This is a genomic window from Parascardovia denticolens DSM 10105 = JCM 12538, assembly GCF_001042675.1.
Lineage (GTDB): Bacteria > Actinomycetota > Actinomycetes > Actinomycetales > Bifidobacteriaceae > Scardovia > Scardovia denticolens.
The window spans coordinates 1,285,179-1,299,916 of the sequence record NZ_AP012333.1 but is presented as its reverse complement, the minus strand read 5'-3'; the positions used below and the strand labels follow the sequence as shown (position 1 = coordinate 1,299,916).

Annotated in this window: 13 protein-coding genes; 11 read left to right on the top strand and 2 right to left on the bottom strand. The window is 61.2% G+C overall.

Going from position 1 to position 14,738, the window contains the following annotated elements:
• The first annotated feature begins 3 nt into the window (after nt 1-3).
• From ftsX to PSDT_RS05350, 11 genes are all read left to right on the top strand, one after another.
• Nucleotides 4-927 (top strand): permease-like cell division protein FtsX, encoded by a 924-nt coding sequence (ftsX, locus tag PSDT_RS05400; RefSeq protein ID WP_006288949.1) that lies wholly within the window; start codon nt 4-6, stop codon nt 925-927.
• Between the two features lie 266 nt (nt 928-1,193).
• Nucleotides 1,194-2,681, top strand: a complete 1,488-nt coding sequence (locus PSDT_RS05395; protein WP_006290287.1) for a CHAP domain-containing protein — start codon at nt 1,194-1,196, stop codon at nt 2,679-2,681.
• A 104-nt stretch (nt 2,682-2,785) separates the two neighbouring features.
• Nucleotides 2,786-3,280, top strand: a complete 495-nt coding sequence (smpB, locus tag PSDT_RS05390) for an SsrA-binding protein SmpB (RefSeq protein ID WP_006290288.1) — start codon at nt 2,786-2,788, stop codon at nt 3,278-3,280.
• 183 nt (nt 3,281-3,463) lie between these two features.
• The gene (locus PSDT_RS05385) at nt 3,464-4,567 is read left to right on the top strand and encodes a transporter substrate-binding domain-containing protein (RefSeq protein ID WP_006290289.1); all 1,104 of its coding nucleotides are present in this window, start codon (nt 3,464-3,466) and stop codon (nt 4,565-4,567) included.
• Complete coding sequence (locus PSDT_RS05380) at nt 4,564-5,538, top strand: amino acid ABC transporter permease (RefSeq protein WP_006288954.1); 975 nt, start codon at nt 4,564-4,566, stop codon at nt 5,536-5,538. The genes PSDT_RS05385 and PSDT_RS05380 overlap by 4 nt, the downstream gene beginning before the upstream one ends.
• Before the next feature lie 13 nt (nt 5,539-5,551).
• Entirely contained in the window at nt 5,552-6,352 is an 801-nt protein-coding gene (locus PSDT_RS05375) for an amino acid ABC transporter ATP-binding protein (RefSeq protein WP_006288955.1), read from the top strand.
• A 186-nt stretch (nt 6,353-6,538) separates the two neighbouring features.
• On the top strand, nt 6,539-7,111 hold the full coding sequence (locus PSDT_RS05370; RefSeq protein WP_006288956.1) for an NADPH-dependent FMN reductase: 573 nt from the start codon (nt 6,539-6,541) through the stop codon (nt 7,109-7,111).
• Nucleotides 7,112-7,231: 120 nt separating this feature from the next.
• Nucleotides 7,232-9,118: a glutamine--fructose-6-phosphate transaminase (isomerizing) gene (glmS, locus tag PSDT_RS05365; protein ID WP_006288957.1), complete on the top strand. Its 1,887-nt coding sequence runs from the start codon at nt 7,232-7,234 to the stop codon at nt 9,116-9,118.
• A 162-nt stretch (nt 9,119-9,280) separates the two neighbouring features.
• Entirely contained in the window at nt 9,281-10,522 is a 1,242-nt protein-coding gene (locus tag PSDT_RS05360) for an ADP-dependent NAD(P)H-hydrate dehydratase (RefSeq protein WP_223293550.1), read from the top strand.
• A 95-nt stretch (nt 10,523-10,617) separates the two neighbouring features.
• On the top strand, nt 10,618-11,409 hold the full coding sequence (locus PSDT_RS05355) for a pseudouridine synthase (protein ID WP_006288959.1): 792 nt from the start codon (nt 10,618-10,620) through the stop codon (nt 11,407-11,409).
• Between the two features lie 231 nt (nt 11,410-11,640).
• Complete coding sequence (locus tag PSDT_RS05350) at nt 11,641-13,296, top strand: MDR family MFS transporter (RefSeq protein ID WP_006288960.1); 1,656 nt, start codon at nt 11,641-11,643, stop codon at nt 13,294-13,296.
• Here PSDT_RS05350 and PSDT_RS05345 read toward each other — a convergent pair.
• Nucleotides 13,290-14,138: a type III pantothenate kinase gene (locus PSDT_RS05345; protein ID WP_006288961.1), complete on the bottom strand. Its 849-nt coding sequence runs from the start codon at nt 14,136-14,138 to the stop codon at nt 13,290-13,292. The genes PSDT_RS05350 and PSDT_RS05345 overlap by 7 nt on opposite strands.
• Before the next feature lie 60 nt (nt 14,139-14,198).
• Nucleotides 14,199-14,732 carry a hypothetical protein gene (locus tag PSDT_RS05340; protein ID WP_006288962.1) on the bottom strand — a complete coding sequence of 178 codons (534 nt, stop codon included), beginning with the start codon at nt 14,730-14,732 and terminating at the stop codon, nt 14,199-14,201.
• Nucleotides 14,733-14,738: the final 6 nt, after the last annotated feature.

Sequence of the window (14,738 nt, the reverse complement as noted above, 5' to 3'; positions counted from 1 at the left end):
AGCATGCGTTTACGACTCATTCTTTCGGAGACATGGAACAGCCTGCGCCATAACGGGGTCATGGTCATCTCCCTGCTTTTGGTGACTTTCATCTCCTTCCTTTTCGTCGGGGCCTCCGTTCTCACCCAGGCCCAAGTGCAAAGGGCCCAAAGCGAATGGTATTCCCAGGTGGAGGTGGTGGTCTGGCTTTGCCCGGACGGCACCAGCACATCGGCCAATTGCTCGAGCGGGAAATCACCCAGCCAGGACCAGATCGTCCAGATCGAGGATTCGATCATGAACGACACGGAAGGGGTGGTCTCGAAGATCACCTACGTGAGCAAGGCCGATTTCTACCGGGACACCTTCCTGAAGCGTTATCCGGGAGGGGTTTACAATGGCCGTACCCTGACCGCGGGGGACATGCAGGACTCCCTCCACCTCAGGCTGAAGGACCCCAGCAAATACAAGGTGGTCTCCGAAGTCCTCTCCAACAAGAAGTACGTGGAGAGCGTGGAGGACCAGCGCGAGGTCTTCGACCCCATCATCTCCGTCATGAACAACGTGACGGTGGGGACGGTGATCCTGGCGGTCATCATGATCCTGGTGGCCATCCTCCTGACCGGGACCACCATCAGGCTTTCGGCCGCCTCCCGCAAGACCCAGACCGAGATCATGCGCCTGGTCGGCGCTTCCAACTGGACCATCCGCATGCCTTTCATCCTTGAAGGCGTCTTCGTCTCTCTGATAGGGTCCCTCCTGTCCTGCCTGGCTTTGGGGATCATCGTGAAAGTCTTCATCACTGATTGGGCGGCGAAGAACATGACCTGGATGACCATGATCGATCTGAAGACCGTCTTGGCCATCTCCCCCTTCCTTGTGGTGGGGGCTGTGCTTTTGTCCATCATCGCTTCCAGCGTCTCCTTGCGGCGCTACCTGAAAGCGTAATCATGAGCGGATTCCAGTCTTTCCCCTTGCTTTTTCAGCCCGGCAGTCTAGAATGTAACGGTATGGTGAAGGTCGATGGGGAAGGCGACCGACAGGGGAAATCGAAGATTCCGTTGGAATTGGGTGGATTTCAGCTTGGATAAATTCATAGGCAGTACAATCGAAAGAGACCGGAAACAGACGGGTTGGGATCGCATCGAGGATTCGGTACGGGTCCAGGATGGGTCTGGGACGGGAAAAGACACACAGGATTGAGGTGAATCCGCATGGAGCTCAAGAAGAACAGCAGGAACCGCGCGTTCGTTGGGGCGATGGCAGCCATCGCCTTGATCGCCGGCGCCATGGCCGCCTTCACGGTGGAACCTGCCCCGAAGGCGCTCGCCGATCCTTATCAGGACCTGACCAAGGCCCAGACCAGTCAGGCCCATGTGAACGCGGAGTTGGCAGGGGTCAAGTCCGACCTCAAGCAGACCATCCTGCAACTGAACGATTTGGTCAACAATCAAATCCCCGCGGCTGAGTCCAATCTGGCCTCGGCTCAAGACGCCGCGGCCAAGGCTCAGGAGACCGCCCAGGAGACCGGCCAAAGGCTGACCGCCGCCCAAGGGGACAAGGCCACTTTGGAGGCGAAGATCAAGCAGACTGGCTTGGACTACGACGATTCCAAGGCGGCCACGGCCCAAGCCGCCCGGCAAAGCTTCCATAGCTCCGATTCCAGCCAGATCGTCCAGGTGGTCACCGGGTCCAAGAACGGCAAGAGCTTCGTGCGCAACATGCAGGCCGACGCCGCTGTGGGCCGGGTGGAAGCCAACAAGGCCAACGCGTCCGCCAATGAGCTCAACTCTTCCATGAACCGCAAGGAAAGGCTGAAGGCGATCGAGGCCAAGGTCGCCGTTCTGAAGCGGCAGGCGGATTCCGCTTCTGCCTCCGCCCGGGCCGCGGCCGCCGCCGCCCAGCAGAGGGCCGACTCTTTGGACGCCTTGCGCACCCAGGCCGAGCAGAAGCAGACCACTTTGACCGCCCGCAAATCCGAGCTGACCACCAAGGCCTCCCAGGAGGCGGTGGCAGTGCTCCAGGCCCAGCAGGCGGTGACCGCCTACAACAAGAAGCTGGAAGAGCAGCGCAAGGCCGAGCAGGCCCGGGCCGCCGCCTACGCGGCTCAGCAATACAACGCCCAGCTGGCCCGCCAACGCGCCGCCGCCGCGGCCGCCGCCCGAGCGAACGCGGCACGAGCTTCGTCCGGGGGATCCCGGTCCTATTCCAGCGGCTCATCGGCCCCGGCCCCCGCGACTCCGAGCAATACCGTCAATTCCTCAGCCGGCGCCTCCGGCATGAACTATTCCGTCCCCGGCAACTGCCCGGCGACGGCCACCAGTTGCTACGGCCACGCCACCGGCCGCATCCCCGGCATCTGGGGGAACGCCTACCCCTGGAGCCAGTGCACTTGGTACGCCTATATCCGCCGTACCCAGCTGGGTCTGCCCGCCGGCTCCTACCTGGGCAATGGGACCGATTGGGCCGGTAAGGCGGCCGCTTTGGGGTACTACGTGAACAACATCCCTCATGTGGGCGCCGCCGTCTCCTTCTATCCGGGTCAGGCCGGCTCGGCCCCGGTCTATGGGCACGTCGCCGTCGTGGAACAGGTCCTGCCCGGGAACCGGATCCTGGTTTCCGAATGCGGGGCCGTCTATATGGGCGTGGCCCATACCCGCATCTTGGGCAACGCTTCCTCCTACCGATACGTCCACTACTGATCATCTCTCCCGATTATTTCTCCCTACTGACTCTTCATTCTCTATTGTTCTTTATTGTTCTCAATTAACCCCAGCTTTCCCAGCTGGGGCCCGAGGCGGATTCCATGGCTAAAAAACAGTCCGATGACATGCAAGTGATCGCCCTCAACCGCAGGGCCCGCCACGACTACACTCTGGAGAACAGGGTGGAGGCCGGTCTGGTCCTGCGTGGGACGGAGGTCAAGAGCCTGAGGGAAGGGCGGGCCTCCCTCAGCCAGGCATTCGTGACCATCGACCCTCATCATGAGATGTGGTTGGAAGGGGCGAACATCCCCGAGTACCTCAACGGCACTTGGACCAACCACGCCCCCAAACGTAAACGCAAGCTCCTTCTGCACGCCGATCAAATCACCCGCTTCGAGCGTGGGATCCAGGCCAAGGGCTACACGATCGTCCCCCTGTCCCTCTACTTCAAAGAGGGGAGGGTCAAAGTGGAGATCGCCTTGGCCAAGGGTAAGAAGGAGTATGACAAGCGCCAGGCTTTGCGCGAGGAGCAGGACAAACGGGAGGCCCAAAGGCAGATGCGTCTGCACAACATGAAAGGCGCCGATTTGGACTGATTTGGGGCCGGAAAGCCGTGGCTTCGACATTCAGAGATCAAGCTTACCCCGTGATCGATTTAACGATTTATAAGATTTTACACATTGTAAGAAGAAAATATAGATAAATCCACCCCTCTGACTATATTGTATAAATATGCTATATGAACGAAGTATTTCCGTTGCTTGGTCACAGGAGGCGTGATGTCTATGAGCGTATGGAGAAAAGGGTCCGCCCGTCTTCCTGGCTTGGGGCGTTTGGCTGCCGCCCTTGTGCTGGTCCTCGGGATGGTTTGTCTCTTACCGGCCTGCGGCACTTCGGACGGGTTGGATGAGAAGGCGGAAAGTTTCGATTATTCCCACATTCGGACCAATCCGGACGTCGTCGCCCTTCTTCCGAAGGATATCAAAGATTCGGGCGAGCTGACCATAGGAACGAATGCCATTTATGCTCCAGCCGAATACACGGGTGAGGACACGAAAACCATCATGGGCTATGAAATCGATATAGCCCGGGGCCTCGGGAAGGTGATGGGGCTGAGGGTGCGTCCGATCGAATCCAATTTCGACAACATCATCCCGGCCATGGGGTCCAAATTCGACCTGGGCATGTCGGCCTTCACCATCACGGCGGAAAGGGAGAAAAGCGTCAACTTCGTCCAGCATTACCGGGCTGGGCTCAGCTTCGTCGTCACCCGGGGCAATCCCCGCAAACTCGCCGTCGGGAACCTGTGCGGGGCCACGGCCTCCGTCCAGACCGGGACCGCCCAGGAAGAAAGCATCCTGGCCATGGCCCGGACCTGCAAGGCCCAGGGCAAGGCCACCTTGACGGTCAAATCGTACGCGGACCAGGCCTCGGCCACCATCGCCCTGGTCAACAAGCAAGTGGACCTCATGTACACGGACACCCCGGTGGCCGCCTACGCCGTCAAACAAACCGACGGGGCCTTGCAGCTCCTGGGCCGGCCGCAGGAAGTGGCCCCCATGGGGATCGTCATCGCCAAAGACAACATGAAGCTGACCAAAGCGGTGCAGGCCGCCTTGCAGAAACTGATCGACAGCGGGGTCTACAAGGCGATCCTGGATAAGTGGGGGGTGGCTTCCGGGGCGGTGACCAAGGCCGTCATCAACCCCGACCTGACCTCCGGCAAGGCGGACGCCGTCAGCACAACCAGCGCGACCGGTGCGGCCGGTACATCCACTACAGCCGATGCAGCCAGCACCACGACCGGGGCGGCGTATGCCACGCCCAGCTCATCCGATTCCTCGGCCTCGCCAGACGCTTCCAAGACAGGAGATGAACAATGACCCGGAAAAACGAAGGCAGACAAGACAAGCAGGGCGGACAAGACAAGAAGGACCTTGACATCCCCAACCGGATCCATGCCCGACCGTTTCCCCGGCCGGGGGTCTGGATCGCCGCCATCATCGTGGGGATCCTGGCCGCCATGCTCATCCACGGGGTGGTCACCAACCCGAATTTCCAGTGGAAGGTGGTCTGGCTTTACCTTTTCAATGAGCATGTTCTGACCGGCGTGGGCTGGACCCTCCTGCTGACGGTCGGCTCCTTCGCCATCGCCACCGTCCTGTCCGTGATCCTGGCCATCATGCGCCAGTCCCAGAACCTGGTCCTCAGAGGGGTCAGCTGGTTTTTCATCTGGTTCTTCCGCGGGACCCCCGTCTACACCCAGTTGGTTTTCTGGGGTTTGATCGCCGTCCTGGTGCCGAAGATCAGCTTGGGGATTCCCTTCGGCCCATCCTTCGTCAGTCTCAGCACCCAAGACATCTTCACGGCTGGAGTGGCGGCCCTGGTCGGCTTGGCCCTGAATGAGGCCGCCTACCTGTCGGAGATCGTCAGGGCAGGCCTGGAATCGGTGGACCCCGGTCAAAGGGAGGCCTCCCAGGCCTTGGGGATGAGCCGCGGCCAGATCATGCGGCGAATCGTCCTGCCCCAAGCCATGCGCATCATCGTGCCCCCTATGAGCAATGAAGCCATCGGTCTTTTGAAGACCACCTCCCTGGTCTTGGCCGTCCCCTTCACCATGGAGCTGCAATTCGTGACGAACTCCATAGCCAACCGTATCTATAAGCCGATTCCCCTCCTGCTGGTGGCTGCCATCTGGTACCTGGTCATCACGTCCATCCTCATGGTGGGGCAGACCTATCTGGAGCGGTATTTCGGGCGGGGCTTCGACGGGAAGACGTCGGCCGCCGCCCCGGTGGAAGACGGGCAGGCGGGCAAGGCGAACCGGGCCCGCAATCTGGGTCTGAACGCGTGAGGAGGCGAGGCATATGACTACGAGGCAGGCAATGACAGACAAGCAGGAAGCGCAGATCGTCATCGACCAGGTGCATAAGGTCTATGGTGACCTGCACGTCCTCAAAGGTGTCAGCATGAAGGTGGACCCGGGGACGGTCACGGTGATCCTGGGGCCGTCGGGATCGGGGAAATCCACCCTCCTGCGCATGATCAACCAACTGGAGTCCATCACCGGCGGCAGCATCACCGTCGATGGCCAGCTCATCGGTTACAAAAAGATCTCCCGGGCGGGCAAGGAGGTCCTCCAGGCCCTGAACGAGAAGGAAATCGCCCGGCAGCGGTCCCACATCGGCATGGTCTTCCAGCGATTCAACCTCTTCCCACATATGACCGTTTTGGAGAACGTCATGGAAGCCCCCACCCATGTGGCCCGCCTGCCCAAGCAGGAGGCCCGGAAGGAGGCCTTGGCCTGTCTGGAATCCGTGGGGATGGATGACCGGCTGGACTACTACCCGGCGCAACTGTCCGGCGGCCAGCAGCAACGGGTGGCCATAGCCCGGGCCGTGGCCATGCATCCGGACATCATGCTGTTCGACGAGCCGACCTCCGCCTTGGATCCGGAGCTGGTCGGCGAGGTCTTGGGGGTCCTGCGCAAGCTGGCCGAACAAGGCATGACCATGGTGGTGGTCACCCACGAGATCGGTTTCGCCCGGGAGGTGGCGGACCAGGTGGTCTTCATGGCCGGGGGAGTGATAGTCGAGTCGGGGGACCCCAGCATCATCGACCATCCCAGCACCAGCCGTTTCAAGGATTTCCTGGATTCGGTCCTCTGACTCGGGAATCGCGGCCTTTAGCCTGCAGGCGAAAAGGGCTGTGGCCTGGGTCACCTTTCGGCCTGGAATCCGCTGCCGGCGGAAGCCGTAGGATAAAATGGCATCGCAAGACATCCATTAGGGCAGGAAGGCAAGAAGGCCTGAATGGCTTTCCGGTCCCTTCCCGATTTCATAAGGAGATGCATGATGTCAAAGAAGATCACCGTTCTGGTGGGAAGCCTCCGCCGCGAATCCATCGCGCGCAAGATCGCCAAGGCGGTCATTCCCATGTTCCCCGAAGGCTATGAGGCCAGGATCGTCGAGATCGGCGACCTGCCTTTGTATAACGCCGATTACGACAATCCGGCCGAGGAGTACGCCCCTTTGCCTGAAGCCTATACCGCCTTCCGCCAGACCATCAAGGATTCCGACGGGGTGCTTTTCGTCACTTCCGAAAACAACCGCCTGGTCCCGGCCGTCATGAAGAACGCCATCGACGTGGCCTCCAAGCCCAATGGGGACGTGGCCTGGAAGGGCCTGCCCGGGGCCATCATCAGCCATTCCGTCGGTGCCATGGGTGGCTACAGCTCCCAGAAGACCCTGCGCCTGGCCTTGTCCTACTTCGATATGCCGCTCATGGGCCAGCCCGAGGTCTTCCTGGGCAAGTCCGCAAACATGATCAACGAGGAAGGCGGGTTCGCCAACGAATCAACCCGGGAATTCGTCCAGGGCTACATCGACAAGTTCGTCAAGCTGGTCGAGGCCAACCCTCGCCACTAAAACCCCAAGCCACCTGACCTCGTGATCCGGTGGCTTTCTCTTTGCCCGCTCATTGGCGGAAAACCGTGGATGTCGCATGCTGGTGGCGAAAAGCCCAGTGAAGGCAATAGAATGGGAACCATGTGTGGAATCGTTGGATATGCCGGTAAGGGCACGGCATGCAGTAAGCCTTTGGAAGTCTGCTTGCAAGGGTTGAAACGTTTGGAATATCGGGGCTATGACTCGGCTGGCGTGGCCTTGGTCTCCCCGGGCATGGAGCGGGTCGCCTTCCGCAAGAAGGAAGGGCGGCTGGATAATCTGGTCGAAGACATCGGCCGCCGCCCCATGCCGGACGCCACGGTGGGGATCGGTCATACCCGCTGGGCCACCAACGGGGCCCCCAGCGACGTCAATTCCCATCCCCATATCAGCCAGGACGGGCATATCGCCTTGATTCACAACGGCATCATCGAGAACGCCCCCCAGCTCAAGTTCGAGCTGCAGGCCGAAGGCTACCGCTTCGTCTCCAGTACCGACACCGAAGTGGCCGCCAAGCTCCTGGGCAAAGTGCAGAACCAGATCATCGCCGACGAAGGACGGCCTGACCTCTTCAAGGCCTTGCGCCGGGTGGCTCGCATGGTCACCGGGACCTTCACCCTTCTGGCGGTCGATTCCCGCCAGCCCGACCTGGTCGTCGGCGCCCGCCACGATTCCCCCCTGGTCGTCGGCCTGGGGGAGGGGGAGAACTTCCTCGGATCGGATGTGGCCGCCTTCGTGGCCTACACCAAGCACGCTTTGGAGCTTGGCCAGGATGAGGCCGTGGCCATCACGGCCGACTCAGTCATCGTCACCGATTTCGACGGCAACCCCACCCAGACCAAGGAATTCACCGTGGATTGGGATACCACCGCCTCGGAAAAGGGCGGTTGGGACTCCTTCATGGACAAGGAGATCCATGAAGAGCCGGAAGCGGTCCGCAACACTTTGATCGGCCGTTATGACATGGCCAACAATCTCAACTTGGACGAAGTGAGGATCGAAGAGGAGGATTTCCGCCAAATCGATAAGATCATCGTCGTCGCCTGCGGGACCGCCTCCTACGCCGGCATGGTGGACAAATACGCCATCGAACACTGGGTGCGGATCCCGGTCGAGGTGGAGCTGGCCCATGAATTCCGCTACCGGGACCCCATCCTGACCCCTCATACTTTGGTGGTGGCCATCTCCCAGTCCGGAGAGACCATGGACACCCTCATGGCCGTCCGCCACGCGCGGGAACAAGGCTCGCGCGTCCTAGCCATCTGCAACACCCAAGGGTCGTCGATCCCGCGCGAATCCGACGCCGTCCTTTACACCCATGCGGGGCCGGAGATCGCCGTCGCTTCCACCAAGGCCTTCGTGGCCCAGATCACTGCCGCCTATCTTCTGGGCCTTTACCTGGCCCAGGTGAAGGGGACCATGTATCGGGACGAGATCCGGAGCATCATCGATTCCTTGCAGACCATGCCGGATAAGATCCAGAAGGTTCTGGACACCCAGACCGAGACTGTCGAGGAGACGGCCCGCAAGCTGGTCGACGCCCGTTCCTTCCTCTTCCTGGGTCGTCACGTCGGCTACCCCGTAGCCATGGAAGGCGCCCTGAAACTCAAGGAGATCGCCTACACCTTCACCGAAGGTTTCGCGGCCGGCGAGCTCAAACATGGCCCCATCGCCCTAGTGGAGGATGGGGAGCCCCTCGTGATCATCGTGCCGCCTGAGCGCGGCCGCAACATCCTGCATTCCAAGGTGATTTCCGCCATCCAGGAGGTCAAGGCCCGTGGGGCTTACTGCATCGCCGTGGCGGAAGAAGGGGACGAGGACGTGAAGGACTACGCGGATGTGGTCTTCTGGCGTCCACAGTGCTCCACCTTGCTCAGTCCTTTGGTGGATGTGATCCCCCTTCAGCTGCTCGCCATGGATATGGCCAAGATGAAGGGGTATGACGTGGATAAACCCCGTAACTTGGCCAAGTCGGTGACGGTCGAGTAGGTCCGTCGGAATCGGGCGGTGACCGCTTGGTTTATGGGTATGGGTCGCCGGATCCTCGTGAGTCGCACGTCGCGACTAGCGAGTAGCGACTGGCGGGTAGCGAATGGTGCATCGTGCATAGTACATAATGAACGGAAAGCTGAATGGCGAAGGTGAATGACCATGTCTGACAGGGTGGCAGTCGACCGGATCGCCCGCGCCGTGACTTATCCCGGGCCGGGTGATTCGAAATACACCAGGGGAGTGGTTTCCCTGCTCACCGGGTCAGCCCGCTACCCCGGGGCCGCCCTCTTGGGGGTGAATGCGGCCGCCCGCTGCGGTGCCGGATATGTGCGTTACGAAGGGCCGGCCGCGGCCAGGGACCTGATTCTGCTTAGGCGGCCGGAAGTGGTCATGGGGGCCAGCCTCGCCACCCATACCGATTCCTGGGTGATTGGTTCCGGTTTTCCCTCCGTCTCCTCCCGGGATTTGGGCCAGGAGGATTACGCCTTGGCCGTCCAGCTTCTGGCCTCCTACGCCGGCAATCCGGATTATTGGGAAGGTAGCCTCGACGGCTGTCTCGCCGATGGCCCAAAAGACGATTGTAAGGATGGCCTTGATGCTCATCCGAAGGAGGCTCAGGAGGACCGCTCGAGGGTCCGCTCAGAGGGCCATCCGGAGGGTGCGTCCTGCCCTGGCGACCGTCTGGCTTTGCACAACTCTTTACGGCATCTGGTCAAAGGCACTTACTGCCTGGTGGACGCTGGCGCTTTGGACTTTTTCGCCCAGGCGGCGGCCAACCGGCCTTTGACCGAAGCGGACAGCCTGCGTCATGTGGTCGTCACCCCTCACGCGGGCGAAGCGGCCTCCATGCTGACCATCTGCGGGTATGGGGTGACCCGACAGGAGGTGGAGTCCGCCCCCCGCAAATACGCCAAGATCCTGGCTGACGAACTGGAATGCGTGGTCGTCCTGAAAGGATCCCCGACCATCATTTACGATTCCCACTCATCCCACGAGCTTCTTCAATTGGAGGCGACTCATTGGCTGGCCACGGCCGGTACAGGGGACGTTCTGGCCGGCCTTCTGGGGGCCCTTTTGGCTCAGAACGCTTCCGCGATGAATAAGGGCGATCTGGACACCCAGACCGTCGCCGCCGCCGGGGTCTTCCTCCACAGTCTGGCCGCGGCGATCGCGGCAGGGGACTACAACAGCCAGAAGGCCTTGCTGACCGACCCGACGGATTCCCGGATCCACCCCATGCCTGCCGGGCATCCGATTTGCGCCATGGATGTGGCCCAGACCCTGCCCGCGGCCATCGGCCTGGTTCTGGACTCGGATTGGGCGGCCTTGTACCGGCAGTCCGTCATCGACAACGCCGCGGCCGGGGAGTCCGACACCGATTTGCCGGGATTCCTCCGGTGACTGCCTGCTCCCCGGCGGGAGCGCCTGTCTCCGGTGACGGTCAGGCCCCGGGATTCCATAAGCCTGGATCCTCTGGGCCTGGATTCCACAGGTGGGTGACTCAGGAGCCGGATATTCCCTTTAACCTGCCTGTCTTATATGAGGATTCGCGGATCATCGTCGTCGACAAGCCCCATTTCCTCCCGACCACTCCCCGGGGGATGTGGTATCGGTCCACGGCCTTGATTCGGCTGCGGGAGAAGTATGGGGACGAGGCCATCACCCCCGCCCACCGTTTGGATCGGATGACGGCGGGCATCGTCGTTTTCGTGCGGGACCCGCGCTATCGGCGGGATTATCAGCTTCTTTTTCAAAACAGACAGGCCCGGAAGAAGTACGTTTGTCTGGCCCCTGCCAAGCCTGTGGTCCGCCCGGCCCTGGGCACTCTTTTCCCGCTGATCGACGATCAGTCCGGCCTCCGCCTGTCTTGCCCGGACGATCGGAGGCTTTTCTTCCCTCTGATTCGCAGCTCCCACATCACCAAGACCAGGGGAGTGCTCCAAGCCTGCGAAGAGGCCGATAAGCCCAACGCGGTGACCATCATCCGTTTGAGCGCCGATCAGCCTCGGGGTCAGACCCTGGAAAAAGGCCTGCGCTCGTATGATCTTTTCCCGCGGACGGGCAAAACCTATCAGCTGCGGGTCCATATGAATTCCCTGGGTCTGCCCATCGTCGGGGACCCCCTCTACCCCGAGATCCTGCCTGAGGCCGCTTATGATGATTTCAGCGACCCTCTGCGGTTGGTCGCTCAAGAGTTGGATTTCGCCGATCCGGTCAGTGGCCAGGATTTCCACTTTCGGTCGCGTTGGACGGTGACGGATCCGGGTCCCGCGGAAAGGTCGAGTTGAAAGGCCGCGTGGAAAGGCCGACTGACGGTCACAGTGTGAGCCGGCCCGACATGCAGAGTCGTGGCGGCCTTTTATAGTGACCTTTTATAGCGGAAAAGATACCTGAGTGGTGAGCTGGTCTTTGGACAGCGGATTTTTAGACGGAAGTCTTCAGACAGCGAGTCTCGAACCGTCAGGTCTCGAATCCTCGGGTAGTGGGTCTTCAGTGAGTATGTGAGGCGTGATTCATCCATGACGAACCAGAGCGGCGGAGGTCGGAAGAGAGCGGTTTCGGCCGGCGAAGGGCGGCCGTCGGCCTTCCAAAGGCTGGCGAAGCCCCTTGACCCGGCCAAGGCTTACACCGGCGGCAAACTGACCAGGCCCGCCTTCATCTCCCTGGCCACCCTGACCTTCATCACTTTTCTAGGCAACTTCACCCAACTCCAGCTTTCGGCCGCCTTGCCGACCATCGTCAACGAGTTCGGCATCAACGTGACCACCGGCCAATGGATGACCTCCATCTTCCAGCTGGTCATGGGGGTCATGGTCCCCCTGACCGCCTTCCTGACCCGCCGCTTCAGCGCCAGGCAGATAGTCCTGTCGTCCATGGCCATCTTCATCATCGGTTCCGTCCTGTCCTGGCTGGGCCCGACCTTCGGCCTGGTCCTGCTGGGAAGGACTCTGGAGGCCATGGGAACCGGGGTCATGTGGCCGGTGCTGCAGATCACCGTCTTCACCCTCTTCCCCCTGTCCCGCCGGGGCCTGGCCATGGGGACCGTGGGGGTGGCCATGGCGGTCGCCCCCGCCCTGGGCCCGACCTTCGGAGGTTGGCAGACGGACTCGCACGGCTGGCGTTCCATCTTCTTCGGCCTGGCCCTGGTCGGTTTGCTGGCCCTGGTCCTGGGCTTCTTCGCCTTGAGGAATATAGGGGAGAACGATAAGGAGGCCAGGGCCGATTTCTTCTCGGTGGGACTGTCCGTCTTCGGCTTCGGCGGCCTCATGTTCGGCTTCACCAACATCGAGTCCTACCCCTTCCTTCATCCTCTGGTCTGGGCCCCGATGCTGATCGGACTGGTCGGAATCGTCTGGTTCGTCCTGCGGCAGCTGGCCATGGCCAGGAGGTTCGAACTTGCCACTCAAGAGGGGAAAGGAGGTGCCGAGCCTCCGCTTTTGGACCTGGGGGTTCTGAAGAACCGCTATTTCCGCACGGGCACCATCGTGGCTTCCTTGAGCTTCTTCGCCTTCAGTTCCATCACCGTCATCATCCCCCTCTATATCCAGAACGACCGCGGTTTCAGCGCCACCATGAGCGGCCTGATCATGCTGCCTGGGGCTTTCGGCCAGTGCATCGCCCAGTTCCTCGGGGGCCGTATGCTCGACCGTTTCGGCGCCAGGCCGGTGGCCCTGGTCGGCACCAGCATCCTGTTCATCGGAACGGTCATGATGAGCATGATCGATATGAACACCTGGATCTGGTGGGTTTCCATCTGCCAGTTCACCCGTCAGATCGGCATGGGCTTCACCCTGATGCCGGTGACCACCTGGTCCTTGAACTGTCTGGAGCCGGATGAAGTGTCGGCCGGTTCGGCGGTGACCAACACGGCCAGGCAGACCGCCGGGGCCGTAGGGGCTCCGATCCTGGTCATCCTCATGGCCCTTTTCCAGCGCTTGCGGCTCCAATCCCTGGGCGGCTCAAGGTCTTTGGTCATCGTTTCCAGCGTCTTCGCCGTCGAATGGGTCTTGCGCATCTCCGCCCTCATCGCCCTGATCATGGTCCTCATGGTTCTTTTCGGGGTCAAAGGGGAGGGGGCTGGATCATCGCATGACCTGGCCCGTCGCGCCATCGCCCGCGCTCGCCGGGAGATGGGCGGATTCCAGCATCATCATGACCATCACGTCATTCAGTAGCGGGCCGTTTTGCTATAGATGATGTCCAGGCCTTTGAAGATCAGGTCGGGGTCGTAGGCGTCCAGGATTCCCAAAGCGGTGGCGTCCTCTTCCACCACCCGGCCCAAGCCTCCGGTGGCGACCACGGTCAGTTTGGGGGAGTCGGGTCTTTGGGCCTCGTATTCGCTTGAGATCTGTTTGACGATCGTCTCCAACCCGCCCAGGAAGCTGTAGTAGAGGCCGGCTTGGATGGCCTCGCCCGTGTTCTTGGTCAGGATGGTGGATGGCTTGCGGATCTCCACCTGGGGAAGCTGGGCGGTCTCTCCCGCCAAGGCCTTGGCCGACGTCTGCAGGCCGGCGGTGATGAGGCCCATGGTGATGGCCCCGTGGTCATCCACGATGTTGAAGGTGGTGGCCGTCCCCATGTCGATGACCAGGCAGGGGGCGGGGTAGAGGTTGTAAGCGGCCACGCAATCGACCAGGCAATCGGCCCCCAGGCTGCGGGGGTCGTCTATGCGCACGCTGAGCCCGGTCTTCACCCCGGGGCCGACGACCAGCGGGTTGAGGCCGAAGAACTTGATGATGGCCGCCCGGAAGGAATGCATGAGGGAGGGAACCACGTTGGAGATGATGACCCCTTCCACGTCGGCCGGTTTGCAGGAGCTGAGAGCCAGGAACTGCAGGAGCATGATTCCGTATTCGTCACTGGTGTGGGCGGCCGCGGTGGTGATGCGGTAGGTCGCGATGATGGGCCTGGTCGCTTTGGAGACCTCGGGGCGTGGCCACCTGGTCCCTGCCTCATCCGCAGGGCCGAGCAGGCCGATGACGATATTGGTGTTGCCTATGTCCACTGCGAGGAGCATGAGCTCGCCTCCCGGTCGAAGAATGGATCAGGACACCATTGTAGTCCCTGCCGGGGCCTGTCAGCCTTTCGCTTCGATCAGGGAGTAGGTCTGGCGGGATCGGTCGAAAAGGATGTAGAGGGTGGCCTTCTTGCCTTTCACCTTGTGTAAGGAGAGGTTCCTGGCCTTTTCGGGAGTGGCCGGGATGGTGAAGGCCGGCTTCGTTCCCTCATTGGACATCATGTCGCTCAAATCGTTCAGGTCGTCAAGATCGGCTTGCGAGATGCCTTGAGTGAGGCGGGATGGGTCCAGGCTCGTCCCTTTGACGGGGGAACTGGGGCGGAAGGTGAAAGCCAGGAGGTCGCCTCCGTCCCAGTTGTCGTCATCCGTATATTGCTGGATCATGGTTTTCTTGGCCGGGAGGGTCAGTCCCCAGCTGGAGGCCACCCTGTCCAGATAGGTTTCGCGGACGGTCTTCCGATAGTTCCGGTAAAGGGGGATCAGCACCGTGGCCCCGATGGCGAGGACGAGGCAGAGGATGAGCACGACGATCAGGCCTTTGCGTTTGCCTGATGCGGATTCACGTGTTTTTTCTTTTTCGTTATGGTTATCCATATGTCC

Excerpts from the sequence above, each read along its gene's own strand:
- ftsX (WP_006288949.1), top strand. The coding sequence starts at position 4 with ATGCGTTTACGACTCATTCTTTCGGAGACATGGAACAGCCTGCGCCAT.
- PSDT_RS05395 (WP_006290287.1), top strand. The coding sequence starts at position 1,194 with ATGGAGCTCAAGAAGAACAGCAGGAACCGCGCGTTCGTTGGGGCGATG.
- smpB (WP_006290288.1), top strand. The coding sequence starts at position 2,786 with ATGGCTAAAAAACAGTCCGATGACATGCAAGTGATCGCCCTCAACCGC.
- PSDT_RS05385 (WP_006290289.1), top strand. The coding sequence starts at position 3,464 with ATGTCTATGAGCGTATGGAGAAAAGGGTCCGCCCGTCTTCCTGGCTTG.
- PSDT_RS05380 (WP_006288954.1), top strand. The coding sequence starts at position 4,564 with ATGACCCGGAAAAACGAAGGCAGACAAGACAAGCAGGGCGGACAAGAC.
- PSDT_RS05375 (WP_006288955.1), top strand. The coding sequence starts at position 5,552 with ATGACTACGAGGCAGGCAATGACAGACAAGCAGGAAGCGCAGATCGTC.
- PSDT_RS05370 (WP_006288956.1), top strand. The coding sequence starts at position 6,539 with ATGTCAAAGAAGATCACCGTTCTGGTGGGAAGCCTCCGCCGCGAATCC.
- glmS (WP_006288957.1), top strand. The coding sequence starts at position 7,232 with ATGTGTGGAATCGTTGGATATGCCGGTAAGGGCACGGCATGCAGTAAG.
- PSDT_RS05360 (WP_223293550.1), top strand. The coding sequence starts at position 9,281 with ATGTCTGACAGGGTGGCAGTCGACCGGATCGCCCGCGCCGTGACTTAT.
- PSDT_RS05350 (WP_006288960.1), top strand. The coding sequence starts at position 11,641 with ATGACGAACCAGAGCGGCGGAGGTCGGAAGAGAGCGGTTTCGGCCGGC.
- PSDT_RS05345 (WP_006288961.1), bottom strand. The coding sequence starts at position 14,138 with ATGCTCCTCGCAGTGGACATAGGCAACACCAATATCGTCATCGGCCTG.
- PSDT_RS05340 (WP_006288962.1), bottom strand. The coding sequence starts at position 14,732 with ATGGATAACCATAACGAAAAAGAAAAAACACGTGAATCCGCATCAGGC.